This window comes from Geodermatophilus sp. SYSU D01036 (assembly GCF_054050435.1).
The window spans coordinates 53,363-76,843 of record NZ_JBJGZJ010000016.1; the positions used below are offsets into that span (position 1 = coordinate 53,363).

A 23,481-nucleotide genomic window follows, 5' to 3' on the forward strand; every position below is an offset into this window, starting at 1 on the left:
CCAAACGGCGCCTGACCAGCGCGTTCGTCCACTCCTGTGCACTCACCCGTGGAGATCTGACCAGTGACCGAGACCCCTGCCCGCGACCGCGTCGAGCCGGTCGACCTGCAGCAGGAGATGCAGCGCAGCTACATCGACTACGCGATGAGCGTGATCGTGGGCCGCGCGCTGCCCGAGGTGCGGGACGGCCTCAAGCCGGTGCACCGCCGCGTCCTCTTCGCCATGTACGACCAGGGCTTCCGCCCCGACCGCGGCTACGTCAAGTGCGCCCGGCCGGTCGCCGAGGTCATGGGCAACTACCACCCGCACGGTGACTCGGCGATCTACGACGCCCTCGTGCGGCTGGCCCAGCCGTGGTCGATGCGCTACCCGCTCATCGACGGCCAGGGCAACTTCGGCTCGCCGGGCAACGACCCGCCGGCCGCCATGCGCTACACCGAGTGCCGCCTCACGCCGCTGGCCATGGAGATGCTGGCCGGCATCGACGAGGAGACCGTCGACTTCCAGGCCAACTACGACGGCCGCACGCAGGAGCCGCTGGTCCTGCCCTCGCGCATCCCCAACCTGCTGATCAACGGCTCGGCGGGGATCGCCGTCGGCATGGCCACCAACATGCCGCCGCACAACCTGCGCGAGGTCGCCGAGGCCGCCTACTGGATGCTCGACAACCCGGACGCGGAGGCGGAGGAGGCCCTCACCGCCTGCATGAAGGCGATCCCGGGCCCCGACTTCCCGACCCACGGCCTGATCGTCGGGCGCGAGGGCATCGAGGACGCGTACCGCACCGGCCGCGGCTCGGTGAAGATGCGCGCCGTCGTCACGGTCGAGGAGGACAGCCGCGGCCGCGTGCAGCTCGTCGTCACCGAGCTGCCCTACCAGGTCAACCCGGACAACCTGGCCGAGGCGATCGCCGAGGCGGTCAAGGACGGCCGGCTGCAGGGCATCAGCGAGATCGCCGACGAGTCCAGCGACCGCGTCGGCCGCCGGCTGGTCATCACCCTGCGCCGCGACGCCGTGGCCAAGGTCGTGCTCAACAACCTGTACAAGCACACGCAGCTGCAGACCTCCTTCGGCTGCAACATGCTCTCGATCGTCGACGGCGTCCCGCGGACGCTGCGCCTGGACGAGCTGGTCCGCAACTGGGTCAACCACCAGATCGAGGTCATCGTCCGGCGCACCCGGTACCGGCTGCGCAAGGCCGAGGAGCGCGCGCACATCCTGCGCGGCTACGCCAAGGCCCTCGACCAGCTCGACGCGGTCATCGCGCTGATCCGCAACAGCGAGTCCGCCGAGGCCGCCCGCACCGGCCTCATGGAGCTGCTCGACGTCGACGAGGTCCAGGCGACCGCGATCCTCGACCTCCAGCTGCGCCGGCTGGCGGCGCTGGAGCGGCAGCGGATCCTCGACGAGCTGGCCGAGATCGAGGCCCGCATCGCCGAGCTGCAGGCGATCCTCGACTCCCCGGAGCGGCAGCGGCAGCTGGTCCGCTCCGAGCTCGAGGAGATCGTCGAGAAGTACGGCGACGACCGCCGCAGCAAGTTCGTCGCCAACGACGGCGACGTGACGATGGAGGACCTCATCGCGGAGGAGGAGGTCGTCGTCACCATCACCCGCACCGGCTACGCCAAGCGGACCAAGAGCGACCTCTACCGGTCGCAGCGGCGGGGCGGCAAGGGCGTGATGGGCGCCCAGCTCAAGCAGGACGACATCGTCGACCACTTCTTCGTGGGCTCCACCCACGACTGGATCCTGTTCTTCACGACCAAGGGCCGGGTCTACCGGGCCAAGGCGTACGAGCTGCCCGAGGCCAACCGCACCGCCCGCGGCCAGCACGTGGCCAACCTGCTGGCGTTCCAGCCGGACGAGCGGATCGCCCAGGTCATGCAGATCAAGGACTACGGCGTCGCGCCGTACCTGGTCCTGGCCACCGCCAACGGGCAGGTGAAGAAGACCCGGCTGTCGGACTTCGACTCCCCGCGCAGCGGCGGCGTCATCGCGATCAACCTGCGCGAGGGCGACGAGCTGGTCGGCGCGGCGCTCATCGACCCCGAGCAGGACCTGCTCCTGGTCACCCGCTCGGCGATGTCGATCCGGTTCAAGGCCGACGACGCCACGCTGCGGCCGATGGGCCGGGCCACCGAGGGCGTGCGCGGCATCTCGCTGTCGCCGGGTGACCGGCTGCTGTCCATGATGGTCGTGGAGGAGGGCGTCGACGTCCTGGTCGCCACCGAGCGCGGCTTCGCCAAGCGGACCGGCATCGAGAACTACCCGCCGCAGGGCCGCGGCGGGAAGGGCGTGCTCACCGCGGACCCGAAGGCGCGCAAGGGCGCCCTGGTCGGGGCGCTGGCGGTCCGGCTCGGCGACGAGCTGTACGCCATCACCTCCGGCGGCGGCGTCATCCGGACGCCGGTCAACGGCGTGCGGCACAACAAGGACCGGGCCACCATGGGTGTCAAGCTCATGAACTTGCCCGAGGACGTGTCGATCGTGGCGATCGCGCGCACGACGGACAACGACGAGCCCGCCGCCTAGGGTGGAACCGGGAGCAGGGGGGGGGGGGGGGGGGGGGGGGGGGGGGGGGGCGCGCGCCCCCCCCCCCCCCCCCCCCCCCCCCCCCCCCCCCCCCCCCCCCCCCCCCCCCCCCCCGCCGCTCGGGGATGCTCGGCGCCGTGAGGTCCTCCCGCGTCGTGCTGCTGGCCGCCGTCCTGGTGCTGGCCGGCTGCTCCGGGACCGACGGAGCCGACGGGGCCGGCGACCTGCCTGGTGCGCAGGAGGACGAGGCCGCCACCGGGGCCCCCGACGCCGGGGTGACCGCGCCGGGCAGCCTGCCCGAGCTGCAGGTCGAGACCGTCCTCGACGGGCTCGACCACCCCTGGGACGTCGCCCAGGCGCCCGACGGCACCCTGCTGCTCGACGAGCGCGGCGGCGGCCTCACCGCGGTGCTGCCCGACGGCACCGCCCGGGAGCTCGACGCCGACTTCTCCGACCTCTTCGCCGACGGCGAGACCGGCCTCATGGGCCTGACCCTGGACCCGGCCTTCGCCGTCAACCGCCGGCTCTACACCTGCCAGGGCGTGCAGGAGGACGGCGGCGCGGAGATCCAGGTGATCGCCTGGACCGTCGACGCCGGCTGGACCCGCGCGACCCGCGTCGCCGACCCGCTGGTCGGCGGCATCCCGGTCAACGAGCGCACCGGACGGCACGGCGGCTGCCGCGTACGCTTCGCGCCCGACGGCGCGCTGCTCGTGGGCACCGGCGACAACGCCGTCGGCAGCAACCCCCAGGACCGCTCGACCCTGGCCGGCAAGGTCCTGCGGGTCGACGCCGCCACCGGCGGGCCCGCGCCGGGCAACCCGTTCGCCGGCGACCCGGACCCGGCCACCCGGCTGCTGCTCAGCTACGGGCACCGGAACGTGCAGGGCATCGCCGTCCGGCCGGGGACCGGGGAGGTCTACACCGTCGAACAGGGCCCCGACCGCGACGACGAGGTCAACCGGTCGGTGCCCGGCGGCAACTACGGCTGGGACCCCGACGGCGCCGACGGCTCCTACGACGAGAGCGTCCCGATGACCGACCCCGGGCTGCCCGGCGCCGTCCCCGCTGTCTGGTCGTCCGGGGACCCCACCATCGCCACCAGCGGCGCCGACTTCCTCAGCGGGACCCCGTGGGGCGGCTACGACGGGCTGCTGCTCGTGGGGGTGCAGAAGGACACCGGCGTGCTCGCGCTGCGGATCGACGACGAGGGGCGGCTGACCGAGCAGTTCCGGGTGCCGGTGCTCGAGGACCGCTTCGGCCGGATCCGGACGCCGCGGCTCGGCGTCGACGGCGCGCTGTACGTCACCACCGACAACGGCGGCGGCGAGGACCTGCTGCTGCGCGTGACACCCGCATAGCGGGTCGCCGCCCCGAGTGGGCCCCGGAGGGGTCCGCGCAGGGGCGGCGGGTCCGGCTCAGTGCAGGCCGGGACGGCACCTGGCCGCGGTGTCGGCCGGTAGGCCGACGATGTCATGGCGTCACACCCGCCGGCTGCGCACCCGGTCGGGGACGGGCGTCCCGACCGGGAGCAGCGGGCAGGGCTCGGGCTCCCCGACGACGGTGCGCAGCGGGAGCACGCCGGCCCAGACCGGCAGGCGCAGGTCCTCGTCGTCGTCGACCGGCGGCCCGGTGCGCACCTTGACGCTGGCCTCGGTCAGGTCGAGGGCCAGCAGCGCCGTCGCGGCCAGCTCCCGGCGCGTGGGCCGCCGGGTCGCCGCCCAGGACCCCGGTGCCAGGTGCTCGGTGAGCACCTCCAGCCCGAGCAGCCGCTCCTCGGGGTCGGTCACCACGCGCGCGGTCCCGTGGACGACGGCGCAGCGGTGGTTCACCGAGTGGTGGAACGCCGAGCGGGCGTACACGACGCCGTCGAGGTGGGTGACGGTGAAGCAGACCGGCGCCCCGGCGGCCGCGGCGCGGAGCGTGGCCGCACCCGTGGAGCCGTGCAGGTAGAGGGTGTCGCCGCGGCGCCCGTAGCCGGTGGGCAGCACGACCGGGGCGTCGCCGAGGACGACGCCCAGGTGGCCCACCAGCCCGGCGTCGAGGACGGCGTGCAGCTCGGCGCGGTCGGTGCGGGCACGCCCGGCACCCCGGCGGACGGTGCTGCGGGCGGTGGGGGACAGCGGCGGCGCGGTGCTCACGTGACCACCCTGCGGCGCCGATTGGCCTCCCGGAAGGGCCAGTACGCTGCCGATCGACCAGGCCACTTCGCGCACGGAGGTGCCCGTGGACATGCCACCGGTCGTCCTCGACCGCACCTCCGCCCGCCCGTTGGCGGTGCAGCTCGCCGACGCCCTCCGCAGCGCGGCCGCCGGCGGGGTGCTGCGCCCCGGCGACCGCCTGCCGTCCACCCGCGAGCTCGCCGCCGCCCTGCGGGTCAGCCGCACGGTGACCGCCGCCGCCTACGACCAGCTCCTCGCCGAGGGCTGGGCCGCCGGCCGCCGCGGCGCGGGCACCTTCGTCGTCGGCACCGCCCCCGCCGGGACGCCGGTGCCCGCGCCGCGCGCCGACCGGACCCGGCCGGAACCCGCGGCCGTCGACCTCCGCGCCGGGTCGCCGTGCCTGGAGGTGCTCGACCGCGCCGCCTGGCGCCGGGCCTGGCGGGCCGCCGGGGACGAGCCTCCCGACGCCGCGCCCGAGCCCGCGGCCGACCCCGCCTTCCAGGCCGCGGTCACCGGGCACCTGCTGCGGCACCGCGGCCTGCCGGTGGACCCCGCCGACGTGCTCGCCACCGCGGGCACGTCCGCCGCCGTCACGGAGGTCGCCCGCCTGCTCCCGCCGGGCAGCCGGGTCGGCGTGGAGGACCCCGGGTACCAGCGGGCGGCCGGGGCCCTGCGCGCGGCCGGCGTCGAGGTGGTGCCCTGCCCGGTCGACGACGACGGCCTGGTCGTCGACGCCGTCCCGGACGGGCTGGCCGCGGTCTACTGCACGCCGGCGCACCAGTGGCCGCTGGGCCGGCGGATGTCGGCGGGCCGCCGCGTGGCGCTGGTCGCCCGCGCGCGGGCCGAGGGCTGGTGGGTGCTCGAGGACGACTACGACGGCGAGCTGCGCTACGACGTCGCCCCGCTGCCGCTGCTGGCCGCCCTGGCCCCCGACGTCGTGGTGCACCTCGGCACCAGCAGCAAGGTCGTCAGCCCGACGCTCGGCACCGGCTGGCTGGTGGCGCCGCCGGGCCTGCGGGCGGAGCTCGTGGCCGCCCGCACGGCGACCGGCACCCGTCCCGCCCGCGCCGGGCAGCGGCTGCTCGCGGCGCTGGCGTCCTCGGGCGACCTGGCCCGGCACCTGCGGCGGCTGCGCCGGGAGCTGTCCGAGCGGCGGGCCCTCGTGGTGCAGGCGCTGGCCGCGGCGGGCGTGGCCGTCGCCGGGGACCCGGCGGGCGCGCACGTGTTCGTCCCGCTGCCGGACCGCGCGGCCGAGGAGGCGGTGGTCGCCGCCGCGGCCGCCCGCGGCCTCGCCGTCGACGGGCTGGCCCGGCACCTGACCGGCCCGGGGCCGCACGACCCGGCCGCCGGCCTGGTCCTGGGCTTCGCCGCCCCGTCCCGCGACCGGCTCACCAGGGCCCTCCCCGTCCTCGCCGGGGTGCTCACGGAGACGCGTCGGGCCCGCCTCCCCTGAGGGAGACGGGCCCGGCGGAGGCGCCTCAGGCGGAGACGGTCCAGGTGTCGTTGCCGGCCAGCAGCGCGTCGAGGTCACCGGCGCCGCCGGTGCGGGCCTCCTCGAGCTGGTCGAGCATCATCCGGTCGTAGGTGGGCTTGCGCACCGACCGGAAGACGCCCATCGGCGTGTACCGCAGGTCCTGGCTGGACAGCCGCGACAGCGCGAACGCGTAGGACGGGTCCTGGCGGGTCGCGTCGTGGACGACGATCTCGCTCGCGTCGACCTGGTTGGTCTCGGCGATCCGCAGGCCACCGAAGTCGTCGCGGACCACGCACGAGGCGCCGTCCGGGCCGAACACCAGCGGCTCGCCGTGGACCAGCGGGATCGTCCACATCGGGCCGGTGGCCGGGTCCTTGAGCAGGTCGAAGGCGCCGTCGTTGAAGATGTTGCAGTTCTGGTAGATCTCCACGAGCGCGGTGCCCTCGTGCTCGGCCGCCTGCCGCAGCACCTCGGTGAGGCCCTTGCGGTCGGAGTCCATCGCCCGGCCGACGAACGTGGCGTCGGCGCCGATGGCCAGCGAGACCGGGTTGAACGGGTGGTCCAGCGAGCCCATCGGCGTGGACTTGGTGACCTTGCCGACCTCGGACGTCGGCGAGTACTGGCCCTTGGTCAGCCCGTAGATCCGGTTGTTGAACAGCAGGATCGTCATGTTGACGTTGCGGCGCAGCGCGTGGATCAGGTGGTTGCCGCCGATCGACAGCGCGTCGCCGTCACCGGTCACGACCCACACCGACAGGTCCGGCCGGGAGGCGGCCAGGCCGGTGGCGATGGCCGGGGCGCGGCCGTGGATCGAGTGCATCCCGTAGGTGTTCATGTAGTACGGGAAGCGCGAGGAGCAGCCGATGCCCGAGACGATGACCATGTCCTCGCGGGCGATCCCGAGCGAGGGCAGGAAGCTCTGGACGGCGTTGAGGATGACGTAGTCACCGCAGCCGGGGCACCAGCGCACCTCCTGGTCGGTCTTCATGTCCTTGGCCTTGAGGGCCGTCTGCTTCTCGCCCTGGCTGGCGACCGAGTCGGCGATCGCCTGCTGGATGCGGTCGTCGATCGGCGTCCCCGGCATGCCGAGGTCGTGCACGTGCGGGGAGGTGGTCACTGCAGGCCTCCGGTGCTGGCGGTCGGAGTGGTGGAGTCGATGACGTCCTGGACCACCCCGGCCAGCTCGGCGGCCCGGAAGGGCAGCCCGCGCACCTGGGTGTGGCTCTGGACGTCGACGAGGTACTTGGCGCGGAGCAGCAGCGCGAGCTGCCCCATGTTCATCTCGGGGCAGACCACCCGGTCGTACCGGCTCAGCACCTCGCCGAGGTCGGCCGGCATCGGGCTGACGTGCCGCAGGTGGATCTGGGCGACCTTGCGGCCCGAGCGCCGGATCCGCCGGCAGGCGGCCCCGATCGGCCCGTAGGTGGAGCCCCAGCCGATGACCGCGACCCGCGCGTCGCCGTCGGGGTCGTCGACGTCGGTGGGCGGGATGTCGGCGGCGATGCCGTCGACCTTGGCCTGCCGCAGCCGGGTCATGAGGTCGTGGTTGGCCGGGTCGTAGGAGATGTTGCCGGTCTTGTCGGCCTTCTCCAGCCCGCCGATGCGGTGCTGCATGCCCGCGGTGCCCGGGACCGCCCACGGCCGGGCCAGGGTCTCGGGGTCGCGCAGGTAGGGCAGGAACTCCGGCGTCCCGTCGGCGGTGGCGCCGTTGGGCTCGGTGGCGAACTCCACCCGCAGGTCCGGCAGCTCGTCGGCGGCCGGGATGGCCCACGGCTCCGCGCCGTTGGCCAGGTAGCCGTCGGAGAGCAGCATGACCGGCGTCCGGTACTTCAGCGCGATCCGCGACGCCTCGAGCGCGGCGTCGAAGCAGTCGGCGGGCGAGCGCGGCGCGATCACCGGCAGCGGCGCCTCGCCGTTGCGGCCGAACATCGCCTGCAGCAGGTCCGACTGCTCGGTCTTGGTGGGCAGGCCGGTCGACGGCCCGCCGCGCTGCACGTCCACGATCACCAGCGGCAGCTCGGTCATGACCGCCAGGCCGATGGTCTCGGACTTCAGCGAGACACCGGGGCCCGACGTCGTCGTGATGCCCAGCGCGCCGCCGAACGAGGCGCCCAGCGCCGCGCCGATGCCGGCGATCTCGTCCTCGGCCTGGAAGGTGCGCACGCCGAAGGCCTTGTGCCGGGACAGCTCGTGGAGGATGTCCGACGCCGGGGTGATCGGGTAGGCGCCGAGGAAGACCGGCAGGCCCGACCGCTGCCCGGCGGCGACCAGCCCGAGGGCCAGCGCCTGGTTGCCGGAGATGTTGCGGTAGCGGCCCGGCGCCATCGGGGCCGGCTTGATCTCGTAGGAGACGGCGAAGGCCTCGGTCGTCTCGCCGTAGTTGTAGCCGGCGCGGAAGGCCGCGATGTTCGCCGCGGCGATCTCCGGCTTGCGGCGGAACTGCCGCTCCAGGAAGCGCACGGTGCCCTCGGTGGGCCGGTGGTACATCCAGCTCAGCAGGCCGAGGGTGAACATGTTCTTGCTCCGCTCGGCCTCCTTCTTGCCGAGCCCGGAGTCCTTGAGCGCCTCGAGGGTCATGGAGGTCAGCGGCACGGCGACGACCTGCCAGCCGTCGAGCGAGCCGTCCTCGAGGGGGTTGGTCGCGTAGCCGACCTTCGCCAGGTTGCGCGGGGTGAACTCGTCGCTGTCGGCGATCACCAGCCCGCCGCCGGGCAGGTCGGAGAGGTTGGCCTTGAGCGCCGCGGGGTTCATCGCGACCAGCACGTCCGGGGCGTCGCCCGGCGTCATGATGTCGTGGTCGGCGAAGTGCAGCTGGAAGGAGCTGACGCCTGGCAGGGTCCCCGTCGGCGCGCGGATCTCGGCGGGGAAGTTGGGCAGCGTCGACAGGTCGTTGCCGAAGGCCGCCGTCTCGCTGGTGAACCGGTTCCCGGTCAGCTGCATCCCGTCGCCCGAGTCGCCGGCCAGCCGGATGACGACGCGGTCGAGTTCGACGACGCTCTTGACGAGCCCGCCGGGGGCCGAGCTGCCGGGCGTGAGGGGCGATCCGGTGACGGTCATCAGGTTTACCTCCGACGGCTCAGGTTACGGGCCGGGTTCCCGTGCCGGTCCTGTGAGGCAGCTCACGGGACCCGTCGCCGAGTGCGGCACTCTCGACACCAACCCTCCCCGACGGACCGGTGTTCCGCTCCACTCCCGTCCGTGACGGGGGTCGCAGCGCGGGGCCGGGAACGGCGGTCGCGGCCGTTCCGTTCACCGGGGCGTGCGGCGATGGGACAACGGGGTGCGGACGGCGCTCCTCCTCGGCCTGGTGGCCGGTCTCGCCCTCGCCGCCGGGGCACTGGTGGGCGGGCAGGGCGGTCTGCTCGTGGCGCTCGTCGTCGCGCTCGGGGTCAACGGCTGGGCCTGGTACTCCTCCGACCGGCTGGCCCTGCGCGCGATGCGGGCCTTCCCGGTCACCGAGACGCAGGCGCCGGGCCTGTACGCGATGGTGCGCGAGCTGGCCACCCAGGCCCGCCAGCCGATGCCGCGCCTCTACGTGAGCCCCACCGACCAGCCCAACGCCTTCGCCACCGGGCGCACGCCGCGCCGGGCCGCCGTCTGCTGCACCCAGGGCATCCTCGAGCTGCTCGACCGCCGGGAACTGCGGGCGGTGCTCGCCCACGAGCTCTCGCACGTCCGCAACCGCGACGTCCTGGTCGGCTGCGTCGCCGGCGCCCTGGCCAGCGTCGTCACCTACCTGGCGCACCTGGCCACGTTCGCCACGCTGTTCGGCGGCCGCTCCGACGACGACCGCGACGGCGGCGTCCTCGGGACCCTGCTGCTGGTGCTGCTCGGCCCGCTGGCCGCCGGGCTGGTGCGGCTGGCGGTCACCCGCGGCCGCGAGTACGAGGCCGACGCCGACGGCGCCCGCCTCAGCGGGGACCCGCTGGCCCTGGCCAGCGCCCTGCGCCGCATCTCCGCCGGCGCCACGGCCCGCCCGCTGCCCGCCGACGACCGGCTGGTCGCGCAGAGCCACCTCATGATCGCGGCGCCGGTCCGCGCCGCGGGGCTGGCGGCGCTGTTCTCCACCCACCCGCCGATGGCCCAGCGGATCGCCCGGCTGGAGCGGATGGCGGGGGAGTCCGGCTGCGGCTGAGCCGGCCTCAGGCCCAGGACGTCGACAGGCGGACGCTGGTGCCCGCGTCGTCGCGGCGGATCGCCACGTGGTCGCACAGCTGGCGGGCCAGCCACAGGCCCATCCCGCCGTGGGACAGGTCCTCCCCGTGCGCGGGCCCGTAGCCGGCGAACGGGTCGTCCAGGCCGCGGCCGGAGTCGCGGATCGTGGCCACCAGCCGCCCGGGCGCCGTCCACAGCCGCAGCCCCGCCGGCGGGGAGCCGTGCCGGACCGCGTTGGAGGTCATCTCGTCGACCGCCATGAGGAAGTCCTCGAGGACGTCGGCCGGCCCGTCGACGGCGTCCAGGCGGGCGCGGACGGCGTGCCGCAGGCCGGCGTAGTCGCTGATGTCGTCGTCGGCCAGCGCCGGGGCGGTGGCCTCCAGCGGCTCGTCGGGCACCGGCAGGGCCCGCAGGTAGGCGGCCGGGTCGACGTACTCGGGGTTGGCCGCCCGGCCGTCGGGGGTGACGACGCCGGGGTGCGTGTGCAGTGCGGAGGCCAGCAGCGGGTCGGGGAGGGCGGAGCTGAACACGCACAGCCCCCACAGCGGCAGCGGGGCGAACGCGTCGTTGATGACCGACTCGTAGGCCTGCCACTCGCGCCAGTCGGCCGGGCCGGCGCCGAAGTCGACCTCGCCGACGCACCGGACCAGCCGGCCGGACGCGGCGTGCCGCTCGGCGAACCGGCGGAAGGCCGTGATCGCCGTGGGGGTGCGGGACCGGTACAGCTCGCCCCGCTCGACGACGACCACCCGCGGGTCCCGGCCGACGGCCTCCCACAGCGGGCCGGCGGTCTCCGGCCCGGTCGCGATCACGGCCGCGTCCCCGGCCGCCAGGCCCTCGAGCAGCCACGGCGCGGCCGCGGCGGCGACGTCGGAGGCCGAGTCGTAGACGAGCGCGTCGTGCCGTGTGCCCGCGGGCGGCAGGGAGCCCGCGGCGTCTGCGTCGTGGCCGGCGGCGGCGGAGCCGTCGCGGCGCGCTGCGCCGTCCCCGGACTCCCCACCGGTCCGCCGGCTCCCGTGGAGGACCATCCCCTCCACGGTAACCGGCCCCGCCGGAGGGTCGTACGCCCGCGGACGGCGACCGCCCGATCGGGGCGGTCGCCGTCCGCGGTTCGGCCGGTCCTGCGACGGGCTCGCCCGTGGCGCAGTGCCCCGCACCCGGCGCCCGAGCGGCTGGAGCCCGGCACCGGCCCGCCCGGCTGTCCCGCTGCGGTGTTCCGCCCTCCGGACGTCTCCACCAGGAGGACGAGGACGACCAGTGCTCCCGCAGGTGGTCGTCCCGACCGATTCGACCCGGCACCGCGACGGTGTGCATTGCTCGTCGGCGCGTCGCGACAGACCCCCCTGAGGCCGCGCGGGTCCGTTGACGTCCGTTCCGGTGCCGACGGACCCTCGTCGGCTGTAGTCGACCGTACGGGGTGATCGAAGTGACCCCTGACCGCACGGCGCGCATCCTGCTCGTGACCGCCCTCGTCCTGGGCGGTCTGGCCGCCGCACCGGCTGCCCCCGCTCAGGCGGCCGTGGTGAACGCGACGCTGGTCAAGACCACGTGGACCGGGGGGCCCAACTCCACCTGGGTCCACCCCAGCCCCGACCCGTCGGGGATCACCTACAACTCGCGGTCCGGTCGGCTGATCATCAGCGACGGCGAGGTGGAGGAGAGGGGGACCGCCTACCCGAAGAACGTGTGGCAGGGCACGAACCTCTTCGTCGCCGGCCTCGGCGGCGCTCTGCTGGAGACCGGCAGCAACACGGTGGCGTACTCGAACGAGCCGACCGGCGTCGGCTTCCGGCCCGCCTCCTCCCTCCCCGAGCGGCTGTTCGTCACCGACGACGACCAGGCCCGGGTCTTCGAGGTGGATCGCGGTGGCGACGGTCGCTACGGAACGGCTGACGACTCGCAGACGTCCTCCTCCGTCTCCTTCCTCGACCTCGGTCCGCGCAACGACGCAGAGGACGTGGCCGTCGACCTGGAGCCCACGCGGAACGGGCAGCTGCTGCTCGTCGACGGCAAGGGCAAGCGGGTCTTCGTCTACGACCCGGGCCCGGACCGCGTGTTCAACGGAACCGGCGACACCGTGGTACGCCAGATCAACGTCGGCAACATGGGCGCGGGCGACCCCGAGGGCATCGCCTACAACCCGTTCCGGGACACGATGTTCGTGCTGGACGACCCGAGCAACCAGCTCTACGAGGTCGACCTGGCGGGCAACCTGCTCAACATCGTCAAGCTCCCCTTCACGATGAAGAGCGGAGCGGGCATCGCCCTCGCCCCGCCGAGCAACGGCTCGAGCGGCCAGAACGCCTACATCGTCGACCGTGGCGTCGACAACGACACCAACCAGGACACCTTCAACGACGGCCGGCTGTACGAGATCGCCATCCCCGGGCTCACCGGTGGCGGTGGTGGCACCCCGCCGGCGAACACCCCGCCGACCGTGAGCGCCGGCCCCGACCTCGCCGTCACGCTGCCTGCACCGGCCGCCCTGGACGGGACGATCACGGACCCGGAGGGGGCCGCGGTGACGGCGGCGTGGTCGAGGGTCAGCGGCCCGGGCACCGTGACGTTCGCGAACGCCGCTGCGCAGGACACGACCGCGACCTTCTCGGCGGCCGGGACGTACGTCCTCCGGCTGACGGGTGGCGACGGGCAGCTCACGGCCTCCGACGACGTGACCGTCACCGTGACGGCGTCGTCCGGCGGCGGCGGTGGTGGCTCCGCAGTGCTCGACGTCCCCGTCCGGGCCGGCACCGACGACGCCGAGGAGCGGACCTCGACCGGCGCGGTGTCCCTCACCAGCGGCGACCTCAACCTCGGCCAGGACGGCACGGCGGCGCAGACGGTGGCGATGCGGTTCACCGGGGTCACCGTGCCCCGGGGAGCGACCATCACCGACGCCTGGGTGCAGTTCCAGGTCGACGAGGCCTCCACCGCGGGAGCGAGTCTCACCGTGGCGGGGGAGGCGGCGGACAACGCCGCGGCGTTCACCACCACGGCGCGCACCATCTCCTCGCGGGGCAAGACCACTGCCACCGTGACGTGGGCGCCCGCGTCGTGGCCGACGGTGGGCGCCCGCGCGGCCGACCAGCGAACGCCGAGTCTGAGGCCGATCGTGCAGGAGGTCGTGGCGCGCCCCGGCTGGGCGAGCGGCAACGCACTCGTGCTGGTCGTCACCGGCACCGGTACCCGGGTGGCCGAGTCGTTCGACGGGGGAGCGGCGCGCGCCCCGGTCCTGCACGTCGAGTACACGACGTCCTGACCGCGCTCGACGTCGGGGGCCGCGGCCCCCGGGCGGGACCGCATCACCCGGCCCTGTCGGTGGTCACGTCGGGTGCCCGCACCGCGGTGCCGGGCGACCACCGGCATCCGGGCACGCCGGGTCGGGGCCGCCAGCGCCGGGCGGCGCCGCCGACCGGAGGACGACCGAGACGGCAACGCGTCGACGCGGCCGGTCGGCCCGAAGGCGTCCACCTCGGCCGACGACCGACTCGGGATGGCCGACCCCGTGCGGGAGAAGCCCGACGGGCGTCTGCAGCAGCGTGGACTCGCCGGCGTCGTCGGCGCCGCGACCAGCCCGAGCACCCGCCCCACGACGAGGCCGACCGGCGCGCACACCGGCTCGGTGGCGTGACCGACCTGCGGGTCGACCGCGCGGAGGAGTGCGGCAGCGGCGGTTCGGCCCGTCATCGTCCCGCCACGGTGCGATGCATCAGCGGTAGTTGTCGAACTGCAGGGCGACGTCGAGGTCCTGCGCGCGCAGCAGCCGCTGCACCTCCTGCAGGTCGTCCCGCTTCTTGCCGCTGACGCGGAGCTGGTCGCCCTGGATCTGGGCCTGGACGCCCTTGGGACCCTCGTCGCGGATGATCTTCGCGATCTTCTTGGCCACGTCGGACTCGATGCCCTGCTTGATCCGCGCCGACAGCTTGTAGGCCTTGCCGGAGGACTGCGGCTCGTCGGCGTCGAGGGCCTTGAGCGAGATGCCGCGCTTGACGAGCTTGTCCTTGAAGACGTCGAGGGCGGCGTTGACCCGCTCCTCGGTGTCGGCCTGGAGGAGGACGCCGTTCTCCCCGGCCCAGGCGATGCTGGCGTTGGTCCCGCGGAAGTCGAAGCGCTGGGCGAGCTCCTTGCCCGCCTGGTTGATCGCGTTGTCGATCTCCTGGTGGTCGACCTTGCTCACGACGTCGAAGGACGAGTCGGCCATGTCTGCTCCTCACCCCGCGCGGAGGACCCGCGACGGGACCTCGTCGGGCCGTCGCCGGCCCGTCTTGTACGCTCTCCCCGTGGGTCCACGGCGGGTTGCCCGAGTGGCCAATGGGAGCGGACTGTAAATCCGTCGGCTTAGCCTACGAAGGTTCGAATCCTTCACCCGCCACCCCTCGCAGAGCGGCCCCCGACCAGCAGGTCGGGGGCCGTTCCGCGTTCCGGGTCCGGGGCCGGCCTCAGGGCAGCGTCGGGGCCTGCGCGCCGGCCACCGCGGTGACCTCCAGCGGCCGCCCGCCGAGGAACAGCCAGCCGAAGGCGATCCGCACCGACCGCGTGCAGCGGACCGTGACCTCGGTGCCGTCGGTCTCCGCCGACCAGGCGTCCAGCGCGGTCCCGCCGTCGGCCAGGTGGTCGGCGACGGCGGCCCGCGCCGTCTCGCCGGTCAGCGGCAGCGCCGCGCCCACGCCGGTGGCGTAGATCCGCCCGTCGTCGGCCCGGTTGGCGGCGGCCAGTGCCGCGCCGTCGCACACCGCCTGCACGTCCTGGTGCTCGAGGAAGGCGTCGGACGCGGCGACGGCGCCGAGCGCCATGAACGCGGCGACCAGCCAGCAGACGAGGACGAAGGGCATCGCGGAGCCGCGCTCCGCCTCGCCGCCGCCCGGCCGCCCGCCTCCCCGCACGGCGCGCAGCGTAGGTGTGGCGCGCCTCGGGCGGACGGTCGTCCACAGACCCGGTCGATCACACGGGCACCACCTGTCACCCGTGCCGGTGACGAACCGCTGATCAACAACTACATTCTGTAGTGACACTACGGGCCGTCACCCGTTCGTGATGCTCCGTGCTTGCCTCGCCCGAGTGAGGGAAACGAAGGTTCCGGGCGCGGTCCGTACTCGAACGACGCTCTGCCCCCGCGCCTGGGTGACAGCCGCAGCTGACAGCTGTCTTTTTCCAAGCCTGAGGAGGCGTCATGGGCACCACCACGTCCACGGTCCTGTCTGCGCGTGGCAACCGTTGGGGTCGCGGCAACCGTTGGGGTCGCGGGAACCGTTGGGGTCGCGGGAACCGCTGGGGTGTGTGACCGCTAGGTGCTCTTCGCGGGTGGCGGTCGCCGATCTCCGGCGACCGCCCCCGAAGGGTGAGGACGCACACATCGTCCGCTGTTAGCCTCTGCCGACGCCCGCCCCATCCAGCAGACAGGGTCACGTTGGCCGAGCCCCAGGCCCATGCCGTCGAGCGCTGCGAGCCCGTGGCTCCCGCTCCGACGCAGCCTGCCATCAAGACTCCCCAGCCGTGGGTGCCGATTGGCGCCATGGCTGCACTGGCCCTGGCCCTCGGCGCTCTCGTCCTGCCGTCCACCTGGCAGATCCCGTCAGTGGTCTGGCTGGTGGCGGTGTTCGTCTCCTTCGTCATCACCGAGTCGGTGCAACTCGACCTCGAGGTCCGGCGTCAGACCTTCCAGGTGACGCCCATGGAGCTGGTCGTCGTCATCGCACTGGTCGAGGTCGGAGGCCTGTGGGCCGCCGTTGCCCGCGGTGCCGCGGTCCTCCTCGTCCTCGTCCGCCAGCGCTACGCGCCGATGAAGACGGTCTTCAACGTCGCGCTCGCCGTTCTCGAGGTGACCGCGGCGGTGGCGGTGCTCCGCCTCTTCCCCACGTCGGACATCGACTCGCCCCTCACGTGGGCGGCACTCATCGTGGCGGTCACGATCGCGGACGTCGTGTCGGCCCTCTGCGTCGCCGCCATCATCACGCTAACCGACGGCCGGCTCGACCGTCGGTTCTGGATCGGCGCGCTGGTGCCGCAGTTCGTCGTCGGGCCGCTGAGCGTCGCCGCAGGGGTGGGGGCTCTGCTGCTGGCTCGGTCCAACGGCTGGGCCTGGCTGCTCCTCCTCCCCGTCCTCGCTGCGATGATCGCGGTGTTCCGGCTCTCGGCCTCGGCGCTGCGTGAGCGGCGGACCGTGCAGCAGGTCTACGAGTTCGCCCGGCGGGTGGAGCAGGTGCGGCCGGACGCCGACGGCCCGATGCAGATCGTCCAGGCCGTCCAGGAGCTGCTCAACGCGGACAAGGTCGCGCTGTGGCTGCCGCCCTACCTCGACGAGCCGCCGCGGCTGGTCGTGGCCGGCGACGGCGGCGTCACCTGGTACGACGGACCGGCCGACCCCGAGGACGTCCTGCGCCAGCGGGTGCTGACGCCCGGGTCCTCCGAGCCGGTCCTGGTGGCCGCCGGCCGCGCGACGCCCGCCGAGTCCGCCGCCCTGGCCCGCCGCGGCGCCCAGGAGGTCCTCGGTGCCCCCGTGGCGACGGCGGCCGGCGAGCCCGGCTACCTCGAGGTGTGCGACCGGCGCAGCGACGTCGTGTCCTTCTCCGGCAGCGACCGCTCCGCGCTGGACTCGATGCTGACCCACGTCAACGCGGCGATCCGCCAGCAGCAGCTGCTCACCCAGATCCGCTACGACGCCGACCACGACCGGCTCACCGGCCTGCCCAACCGGCAGCGGCTGGCCGCCGAGATCGACCAGATGCTCGGCGCCGACCCGGTCGGGGCGCGGGCCGGCCTGGTCCTCGCCGCGCTGGACAACCACACCGAGATCGTCGACACCCTCGGCCACGCCGCGGCCGACGAGCTGCTGCTGGTCACCGCGGGCCTGCTGCGCGAGCACGCGCCGCCGGACGCGCTCGTCGCGCGGATGGAGGGCGAGCAGTTCGCCGTCCTCCTGCCCGGCCTGTCCCTGCCGGCGACCGAGCGGGCCGCCCGGCGGCTGCGCGAGGCCACCTCCACCCGGGCGCGGGTCGCCGGCCTGGACCTGGAGGTCACGCTGACCGTCGGCGTCGCGGCCGCACCGGTCCACGGCACGGACTCCGGCACGCTCATGCAGCGGGCCGACGTCGCGCTGCTGGCGGCCGCCTCCGAGAGCGGCGGCGTCGCCAGCTACCACCAGGTGCTGGACCAGCAGAGCCTGCGCCGCCTGCAGCTGGGCACCGAGCTCGAGCAGGCCATGGCCGACGGGCAGATCAGCGTCGTCTTCCAGCCGATCATCGACGCCCGGACCTCCGACATCGTCTCGGTGGAGACCCTCGTCCGCTGGGCGCACCCGCGCTTCGGCGCGATCCCGCCGGACGACTTCATCCACCTCGCCGAGCAGATCGGCCGCATCGGCCCGCTCACCGACCACGTGCTGGACCTCGCGCTGGCCCGCTGCCGGCGGTGGCTGGACCAGGACATCGCGCTGTCGGTCGCGGTGAACCTCTCCGCCCGCTGCCTGGCCGAGCCGGACCTGGTCGAGCGGGTGCAGCGGGCGCTGCGCCGCCACGGCGTCCCGGGGGAGCTGCTCATCCTGGAGCTGACCGAGGGCAGCGTCGTCGACGACTCGGTGCGCTCGGGCACCGTCCTCACCGACCTGCACGCCCTGGGCCTGCGGCTGTCGATGGACGACTTCGGGACCGGCTACTCGTCGCTGTCCCAGCTGCGGCAGCTGCCGATCGACGAGGTCAAGATCGACAAGTCCTTCGTGCTGGGGATGTCCACCAGCCAGGGCGAGTCGTTCATCGCCCGCTCGATCATCGAGCTCGCGCACAACCTCGGCCTGCGCGTGGTCGCCGAGGGCGTCGAGGACGAGTTGACCCGCAAGCTGCTCACCGAGATGGGCTGCGACAAGCTCCAGGGCTTCCTGGTCAGCCGGCCGCTGGCCGACGAGATGCTGGAGAAGTGGCTGCTCGCGCGCACCGGCGTGCGGTCCGCCGCGCCCGGCGCCCAGCACCGCCGTCTGTTCGTCCGCGCCTGACTGTTACAGTCGTCCGGCACACCCCGGAGGGGGTGCGAGACCGCCGGAGACGGTGGGGTAGAGTTCCCTCCGGCTCAGTGAGCACGCCCCTTTAGCTCAGTCGGCAGAGCGTCTCCATGGTAAGGAGAAGGTCTACGGTTCGATTCCGTAAAGGGGCTCCGACCCACCGGTCCTGTCGCGAGACCGGGCCGCGCGGTCTTCCCGGCGGTGTAGCTCAGCCTGGCAGAGCAAGCGGCTCATAATCGCTGTGTCACCGGTTCAAATCCGGTCACCGCTACCCCAGACGGACCCCGTACCCCGGGGTCCGTCGCCGTGTCGGCACCCGCCGCCACGGTCCCCGGCCTCCGGGCCGGTCCGCACAAGGCGAGGAGTGCCCCATGGCAGCCACCGACGTCCGTCCGAAGATCACCCTGGCCTGCCAGGAGTGCAAGAGCCGCAACTACATCACCCGCAAGAACCGGCGGAACGACCCCGACCGGCTCGAGCTGAAGAAGTACTGCCCGCGGGACAAGAAGCACACGGTCCACCGCGAGACCCGCTGACGCCGGTCCGCGAGGAGCGAGGGAGGGCGGGAGTGGCGCTGGACGCAGGACTGGTCGGGCGCAGCTACCCGCCCTCCGCCGTCTACGAGGTCGGCCGCGCGAAGATCGCCGAGTTCGCCGCCGCCGTCGGTGCGGCCGACCCGGTGCACACCGACGCCGACGCCGCCCGCGCGCTCGGGCACCCCGACGTCGTCGCGCCGCCGACCTTCGCCATCGTGGTCACCCTGGGCGCGGCCGACGTCGTGCTGGAGGATCCCGACGTGGCCCTCGACTACAGCCGGGTGGTGCACGGCGAGCAGCGGTTCACCCACCACCGGCCGATCCGCGCCGGCGACCGGCTGGTGAGCACCACGACGATCGAGGCGGTGCGCAGCGTGGCCGGCAACGACCTGCTCACCACCCGCGTCGACGTCGCCACCGAGGACGGCGAGGCCGTCTGCACCGCCACCTCGATGCTCGTGGCCCGGGGGACGGCGTGAGCGCCCGGCTGCGGGCCGCCGACGTCGCCGTCGGTACCGAGCTGCCCGAGCAGACGCACCGGGTCACCCGCGCGGACCTCGTCCGCTACGCGGGCGCCTCCGGCGACCTGAACCCCATCCACTGGAGCGACCGGGTCGCCACCGGCGTCGGCCTGCCCGGCGTCATCGCCCACGGGATGCTCACGATGGGCCTGGCCGCCCGCGCGGTGACCGACTGGGCCGGCGACCCGGGCGCCGTCGTCGAGTACCAGGTCCGCTTCGGCCGCCCGGTGGTCGTGCCCGACGACGACACCGGCGCCGAGGTCACCGTCCGCGGCCGGGTGGGTGCCGTCCTCGACGGCGACCGGGTGCGCGTGGACCTCACGGTCACCAGCGGCGGCGAGAAGGTGCTGTCCCTCGCCCGCGCCACCGTCGCACTGGCATGACCCCCCGGAGAGCCCTGCCGGCCGCGGCCGCGGCGCTGCTCCTGCTGGCCGGCTGCGGCACCTCCTTCACCGAGACGCTCGCCGCCGAGGAGTCCCCGTCGGCGGCGCCGTCGTCGCCCGGGTCGTCCGAGGGCGGGGACGACGCCCCGAACTGCCCGGCCGAGCGCGCCGAGCCCGACCCCGACCGCCCGGTCGTCGACCTGGAGTTCCGGCTCTCCGACGACGGGCGCACCGTCACCGGCACCGAGAACGTCGTCTTCACCCCGGACCGCGCCACCGACGAGATGGTGTTCCGGCTGGTGCCGAACAGCCCCGGCGCGGCCGAGCTCGGCAACCGGATCACCGTCGACGACGTCCGCGGCGACGACGTCGACCAGGCCGGCTACGAGGACGCCGGCGCCGAGGGCCCGGGCGGGCTCTACGTGCTCCAGCTCGACGGCGAGCTGGAGGCCGGCGCGTCCACCGAGGTGGAGCTGGACTTCACCGTCTCCCTCGGCGGCAGCGGCTTCGAGCGGCTGGGCACGGCCGAGGACGTGTCCTGGTGGGCCAGCGGCTTCCCGCTGCTGGCCTGGGAGCCCGGCGTCGGCTGGGCGCGCGACCCGTTCGTCGGCATCCTCGGCGAGACCGCCACCAGCCCGGTCGCCGACACCACGGTCAGCGTCTCGGCGCCCGAGGACCTCGTCGTCCTCATGACCGGCGACCAGGACGAGCCCTCCGCGCCCGAGGACGGCCGGCGCACCTGGACCTCGCACGAGCCGGTCGCCCGCGACGTCAGCGTCGCCGCCGGGGACTTCCGGACCGCCACCCTCACCTCGCCGAACGGCGTCGAGATCACCACCGGGGTGCTGCCGGACTCGCGCACCGGCCCGGGCGAGCTCGCCGACTGGACCAGCGACGACGTGACCGCCCTCGCCGACCGGTTCGGCCCCTTCCCGTACGACACGCTCACCGTGCCGCTGCTGCCCGACGCGGGCGGCGGCATCGAGTACCCGAGCTCGATCCTGCTCGCCGGCGCCAGCCGGGTCGTGCTCGAGCACGAGGTCGCGCACATGTGGTTCTACGGCATGGTCGGCGGCTCGCAGTTCCGCGACCCGTGGCTCGACGAGGCCTTCGCGACCTACGCCGAGAGCGACGGTGACGTGCCGCAGGAGCGGCTCGACGCGACGCTGGCCGCACCGGGCGACGTCGGCGCGGCGATGGACGAGTTCTCCGACACCGGCAGCTACTTCGACGTCGTCTACGGCAAGGGCGGCGCCGCGCTGCTGGCCGCCCGGCAGGCCGCCGGCGCCGCGGAGTTCGACGCGGCGCTGCGCTGCTACGTGCAGGTCAACGCGTGGAGGATCGCCACGCCCGCCGACCTGGCGCAGGCGCTGGCCGACCTCCCGGCCGCCACCGAGGTGCTGGTGGCGGCCGGCGCCCTCGACGAGGACGACCTGCCGGACTGAGTCAGCTCAGCAGGCGCTGCAGCCGGCCGACGCCCTCGGCCAGGTCGTCGTCGCCGAGCGCGTAGGACATCCGCACGTAGCCCGGCGTGCCGAAGGCCTCCCCGGGGACGACGGCGACCTCGGCCTCCTCCAGCACGATCTCGGCGAACTCCGCGCTGCTCGACGCGGTGCGGCCGTTGATCGGCCGGCCCAGCAGGCCCTTCACCGACGGGTAGACGTAGAAGGCGCCCTGCGGCTCGGGGCAGGTGATGCCGGGGATCTCCCGCAGCATCGACACGATCGTCTTCCGGCGCCGGTCAAATGCCGTCCGCATCGCGTCCACCGCCGACAGGTCGCCGGTCAGCGCGGCCACCGCCGCCGCCTGGGACACGTTGGCGACGTTCGAGGTGGCGTGCGACTGGAGGTTGGTCGCGGCCTTGACGACGTCGGCGGGGCCGACGATCCAGCCGACCCGCCAGCCGGTCATCGCGTAGGTCTTGGCCACCCCGTTCACGACGACGCAGCGGTCGGCGAGCCCGGGGACCACGACCGGCATCGACGGCGCGGTGACCCCGCCGTAGGTCAGGTGCTCGTAGATCTCGTCGGTGAGCACCCACAGCCCGGCCTCCAGGGCCCAGCGGCCGATGGCCTCGACCTGGTCGGGCGGGTAGACCGCGCCGGTCGGGTTGGACGGCGAGACGAACAGCAGCACCTTGGTGCGCTCGGTGCGCGCGGCCTCGAGCTGCTCGACCGAGACGAGGTAGCCGCTGTCCTCGTCGGCGACCACGGGCACCGGCACGCCGCCGGCCAGCCGGATCGCCTCCGGGTAGGTGGTCCAGTAGGGCGCGGGCACGAGGACCTCGTCGCCGGGGTCGAGCATCGTGGCGAACGCCTCGTACACGGCCTGCTTGCCGCCGTTGGTCACCAGCACCTGCGCCGGCGTGACGGTCAGGCCCGAGTCGCGCGCCGTCTTCGCGACGATCGCCTCCTTGAGCGCGGGCAGGCCGCCGGCCGGCGTGTAGCGGTGCATCGCCGGCTGCCGGGCCGCGGCGATCGCCGCCTCGACGACGTAGTCCGGCGTCGGGAAGTCCGGCTCACCGGCGCCGAAGCCGATGACCGGCTTGCCCGCCGCCTTGAGCGCCTTGGCCTTCGCGTCCACCGCGAGCGTGGCGGACTCGGCGATGGACCCGATGCGCCGCGAGACGCGGCGCTCGGCGGGGGAGAGGGCGGACTCCGACGGGGAGACGGCGGTCATGGGTCCATCGTGTCAGGCGCCACGCCGCCGGGGCCCGTCAGTTCCCGGTCCTCCGCGGCACGGCCCGCGGTACCACCGCCGACGGCGCCGCCCCGGTGACCCCCGCGCGGGAGGTCCTCCGGAGCGCGGTCACGGACCGGTCCCGCGGTCCCGTACACTGGCAACCCTGGGGCGTTCGACCCCGCCACCGGCGTGCCCCGGATCCTCCCGGGACCGGCGTGCCGAGGGCGCGGCCCGACCGTCCCGGGGCAGCCCGGGGTCACCGGCCCCGGGCGCCAAGGGGTGTAGCTCAATTGGCAGAGCAGCGGTCTCCAAAACCGCAGGCTGCAGGTTCAAGTCCTGTCACCCCTGCCCGTGCCGCCGGCCCGTGCCGGCGGGCAGCACGACCCGGCACGACCGCGCACCGGCTCCCCGGACGCGGTCGCCGGCCGGCGAGCACCACACCAGACGGCCCGACAGCAGCGGCCACCAACCACGACGCGAGCGAGGCGCAGTGAGCGAGAAGCCGGGCCGCGGGGAGGACCCCCGCACCGCCTCCGACGCCGAGCTGTCCGACGAGCAGCTCGACCGCGAGGCCCCGGGCGTCGAGGACGCCGCCGAGCTGGAGGCCGCCGAGGCCGAGGTCGCCGCCGAGGCCGAGGCCGACGAGGACAAGGTCGTCAGCGCCCCGGCCCGCCGCCGCGGCGGCCGGATCACCACCGGCGACGACGAGGACGACGAGCCGGCCGCCCCGCGCACCCGGCGCCCCGCCCGCGAGAAGGCCACCGGCAGCCGTCCCGCCGGTCGCGCCGCCGAGGGCTCCGGCACCCGGTCCCGGGCCGCCGCGCAGCGGGCGCGCGCCGAGGAGGTCCGGCAGAAGCGCAACCTGCGCCGGTTCCTGCGCGAGGTCGTCGCCGAGCTCCGCAAGGTCATCTGGCCCGGGCGCCGGGAGCTGATCACCTACACGACCGTCGTCATCCTCTTCGTGGCGTTCATGGTGGCGCTCGTCGCGGGCCTCGACGTCCTCTTCGCGCAGGGCGTGCTCGCCGTCTTCGGCTGACCGCCCCCTG

Annotated in this window: 19 protein-coding genes and 4 tRNA genes; 16 read left to right on the forward strand and 7 right to left on the reverse strand. The window is 74.4% G+C overall.

From position 1 onward, the window contains the following. Positions 1–63: 63 nt before the first annotated feature. Together gyrA and ACI8AR_RS16140 are read left to right on the forward strand one after the other, a co-directional pair. Positions 64–2,532 (forward strand): DNA gyrase subunit A, encoded by a 2,469-nt coding sequence (gyrA, locus tag ACI8AR_RS16135; protein ID WP_457051926.1) that lies wholly within the window; start codon positions 64–66, stop codon positions 2,530–2,532. A gap of 137 nt (positions 2,533–2,669) precedes the next feature. Beyond that, a complete protein-coding gene (locus ACI8AR_RS16140; protein ID WP_457051927.1) occupies positions 2,670–3,893 on the forward strand; it encodes a PQQ-dependent sugar dehydrogenase in 1,224 nt (407 codons plus the stop codon). A gap of 120 nt (positions 3,894–4,013) precedes the next feature. On the opposite strand, the gene ACI8AR_RS16145 is transcribed toward ACI8AR_RS16140, so the two are convergent. Then, positions 4,014–4,673: a pyridoxamine 5'-phosphate oxidase family protein gene (locus tag ACI8AR_RS16145; RefSeq protein WP_457051928.1), complete on the reverse strand. Its 660-nt coding sequence runs from the start codon at positions 4,671–4,673 to the stop codon at positions 4,014–4,016. Positions 4,674–4,764: 91 nt separating this feature from the next. On the opposite strand from ACI8AR_RS16145, the gene pdxR reads away from it, so the two are divergent. Continuing rightward, a complete protein-coding gene (pdxR, locus tag ACI8AR_RS16150) occupies positions 4,765–6,147 on the forward strand; it encodes a MocR-like pyridoxine biosynthesis transcription factor PdxR (RefSeq protein WP_457051954.1) in 1,383 nt (460 codons plus the stop codon). Between the two features lie 25 nt (positions 6,148–6,172). Here pdxR and ACI8AR_RS16155 read toward each other — a convergent pair whose 3' ends face one another. Beyond that, positions 6,173–7,285 carry a 2-oxoacid:ferredoxin oxidoreductase subunit beta gene (locus ACI8AR_RS16155; RefSeq protein ID WP_456937998.1) on the reverse strand — a complete coding sequence of 371 codons (1,113 nt, stop codon included), beginning with the start codon at positions 7,283–7,285 and terminating at the stop codon, positions 6,173–6,175. Then, on the reverse strand, positions 7,282–9,225 hold the full coding sequence (locus tag ACI8AR_RS16160; RefSeq protein ID WP_457051929.1) for a 2-oxoacid:acceptor oxidoreductase subunit alpha: 1,944 nt from the start codon (positions 9,223–9,225) through the stop codon (positions 7,282–7,284). The genes ACI8AR_RS16155 and ACI8AR_RS16160 overlap by 4 nt, the downstream gene beginning before the upstream one ends. A 202-nt stretch (positions 9,226–9,427) precedes the next feature. Here ACI8AR_RS16160 and htpX point away from each other — a divergent pair, with 202 nt between their 5' ends. Continuing rightward, positions 9,428–10,303 carry a zinc metalloprotease HtpX gene (htpX, locus tag ACI8AR_RS16165; RefSeq protein WP_457051930.1) on the forward strand — a complete coding sequence of 292 codons (876 nt, stop codon included), beginning with the start codon at positions 9,428–9,430 and terminating at the stop codon, positions 10,301–10,303. Positions 10,304–10,310: 7 nt separating this feature from the next. Here htpX and ACI8AR_RS16170 read toward each other — a convergent pair whose 3' ends face one another. Next, entirely contained in the window at positions 10,311–11,351 is a 1,041-nt protein-coding gene (locus ACI8AR_RS16170; protein ID WP_457051931.1) for an anti-sigma factor RsbA family regulatory protein, read from the reverse strand. Positions 11,352–11,749: 398 nt separating this feature from the next. On the opposite strand from ACI8AR_RS16170, the gene ACI8AR_RS16175 reads away from it, so the two are divergent. Beyond that, complete coding sequence (locus ACI8AR_RS16175) at positions 11,750–13,582, forward strand: PKD domain-containing protein (protein ID WP_457051932.1); 1,833 nt, start codon at positions 11,750–11,752, stop codon at positions 13,580–13,582. A gap of 234 nt (positions 13,583–13,816) precedes the next feature. Further along, positions 13,817–13,954, forward strand: a complete 138-nt coding sequence (locus ACI8AR_RS16180) for a hypothetical protein (protein ID WP_457051933.1) — start codon at positions 13,817–13,819, stop codon at positions 13,952–13,954. Between the two features lie 78 nt (positions 13,955–14,032). Here ACI8AR_RS16180 and ACI8AR_RS16185 read toward each other — a convergent pair whose 3' ends face one another. Beyond that, complete coding sequence (locus tag ACI8AR_RS16185; protein WP_387987812.1) at positions 14,033–14,524, reverse strand: YajQ family cyclic di-GMP-binding protein; 492 nt, start codon at positions 14,522–14,524, stop codon at positions 14,033–14,035. Between the two features lie 89 nt (positions 14,525–14,613). Between ACI8AR_RS16185 and ACI8AR_RS16190 the strand changes: the two genes are divergently transcribed. Continuing rightward, positions 14,614–14,695 (forward strand) — tRNA-Tyr (locus ACI8AR_RS16190). Between the two features lie 67 nt (positions 14,696–14,762). Here the strand turns inward: ACI8AR_RS16190 and ACI8AR_RS16195 are convergent. Beyond that, the gene (locus ACI8AR_RS16195; RefSeq protein ID WP_457051934.1) at positions 14,763–15,206 is read right to left on the reverse strand and encodes a pilus assembly protein TadG-related protein; all 444 of its coding nucleotides are present in this window, start codon (positions 15,204–15,206) and stop codon (positions 14,763–14,765) included. A gap of 629 nt (positions 15,207–15,835) precedes the next feature. Here ACI8AR_RS16195 and ACI8AR_RS16200 point away from each other — a divergent pair. The 7 genes from ACI8AR_RS16200 to ACI8AR_RS16230 all read left to right on the forward strand — a co-directional run bounded on the left by ACI8AR_RS16200 (position 15,836) and on the right by ACI8AR_RS16230 (position 21,198). Next, the gene (locus ACI8AR_RS16200) at positions 15,836–18,307 is read left to right on the forward strand and encodes a putative bifunctional diguanylate cyclase/phosphodiesterase (RefSeq protein WP_457051935.1); all 2,472 of its coding nucleotides are present in this window, start codon (positions 15,836–15,838) and stop codon (positions 18,305–18,307) included. 85 nt (positions 18,308–18,392) lie between these two features. Then, a tRNA-Thr gene (locus ACI8AR_RS16205) sits at positions 18,393–18,465 on the forward strand. Between the two features lie 45 nt (positions 18,466–18,510). Then, positions 18,511–18,584: transfer RNA gene (locus ACI8AR_RS16210), tRNA-Met, on the forward strand. A 100-nt stretch (positions 18,585–18,684) separates the two neighbouring features. Next, positions 18,685–18,849: a 50S ribosomal protein L33 gene (gene rpmG / locus ACI8AR_RS16215; RefSeq protein ID WP_387987806.1), complete on the forward strand. Its 165-nt coding sequence runs from the start codon at positions 18,685–18,687 to the stop codon at positions 18,847–18,849. Positions 18,850–18,881: 32 nt separating this feature from the next. Next, a complete protein-coding gene (locus ACI8AR_RS16220) occupies positions 18,882–19,328 on the forward strand; it encodes an FAS1-like dehydratase domain-containing protein (RefSeq protein ID WP_456937992.1) in 447 nt (148 codons plus the stop codon). Next, the gene (locus tag ACI8AR_RS16225; RefSeq protein ID WP_457051936.1) at positions 19,325–19,753 is read left to right on the forward strand and encodes a MaoC/PaaZ C-terminal domain-containing protein; all 429 of its coding nucleotides are present in this window, start codon (positions 19,325–19,327) and stop codon (positions 19,751–19,753) included. Before ACI8AR_RS16220 ends, ACI8AR_RS16225 begins: the two co-directional genes overlap by 4 nt. After that, positions 19,750–21,198, forward strand: coding sequence for a M1 family aminopeptidase (locus ACI8AR_RS16230; protein ID WP_457051937.1), 1,449 nt, complete (start codon positions 19,750–19,752; stop codon positions 21,196–21,198). The genes ACI8AR_RS16225 and ACI8AR_RS16230 overlap by 4 nt, the downstream gene beginning before the upstream one ends. A gap of 1 nt (position 21,199) precedes the next feature. Here the strand turns inward: ACI8AR_RS16230 and ACI8AR_RS16235 are convergent, their stop codons facing one another. Beyond that, positions 21,200–22,432: a pyridoxal phosphate-dependent aminotransferase gene (locus ACI8AR_RS16235; protein ID WP_456949073.1), complete on the reverse strand. Its 1,233-nt coding sequence runs from the start codon at positions 22,430–22,432 to the stop codon at positions 21,200–21,202. 278 nt (positions 22,433–22,710) lie between these two features. On the opposite strand from ACI8AR_RS16235, the gene ACI8AR_RS16240 reads away from it, so the two are divergent. Together ACI8AR_RS16240 and secE are read left to right on the forward strand one after the other, a co-directional pair. Beyond that, a tRNA-Trp gene (locus ACI8AR_RS16240) sits at positions 22,711–22,783 on the forward strand. Between the two features lie 142 nt (positions 22,784–22,925). After that, a complete protein-coding gene (gene secE / locus ACI8AR_RS16245; RefSeq protein ID WP_457051938.1) occupies positions 22,926–23,471 on the forward strand; it encodes a preprotein translocase subunit SecE in 546 nt (181 codons plus the stop codon). Positions 23,472–23,481: the final 10 nt, after the last annotated feature.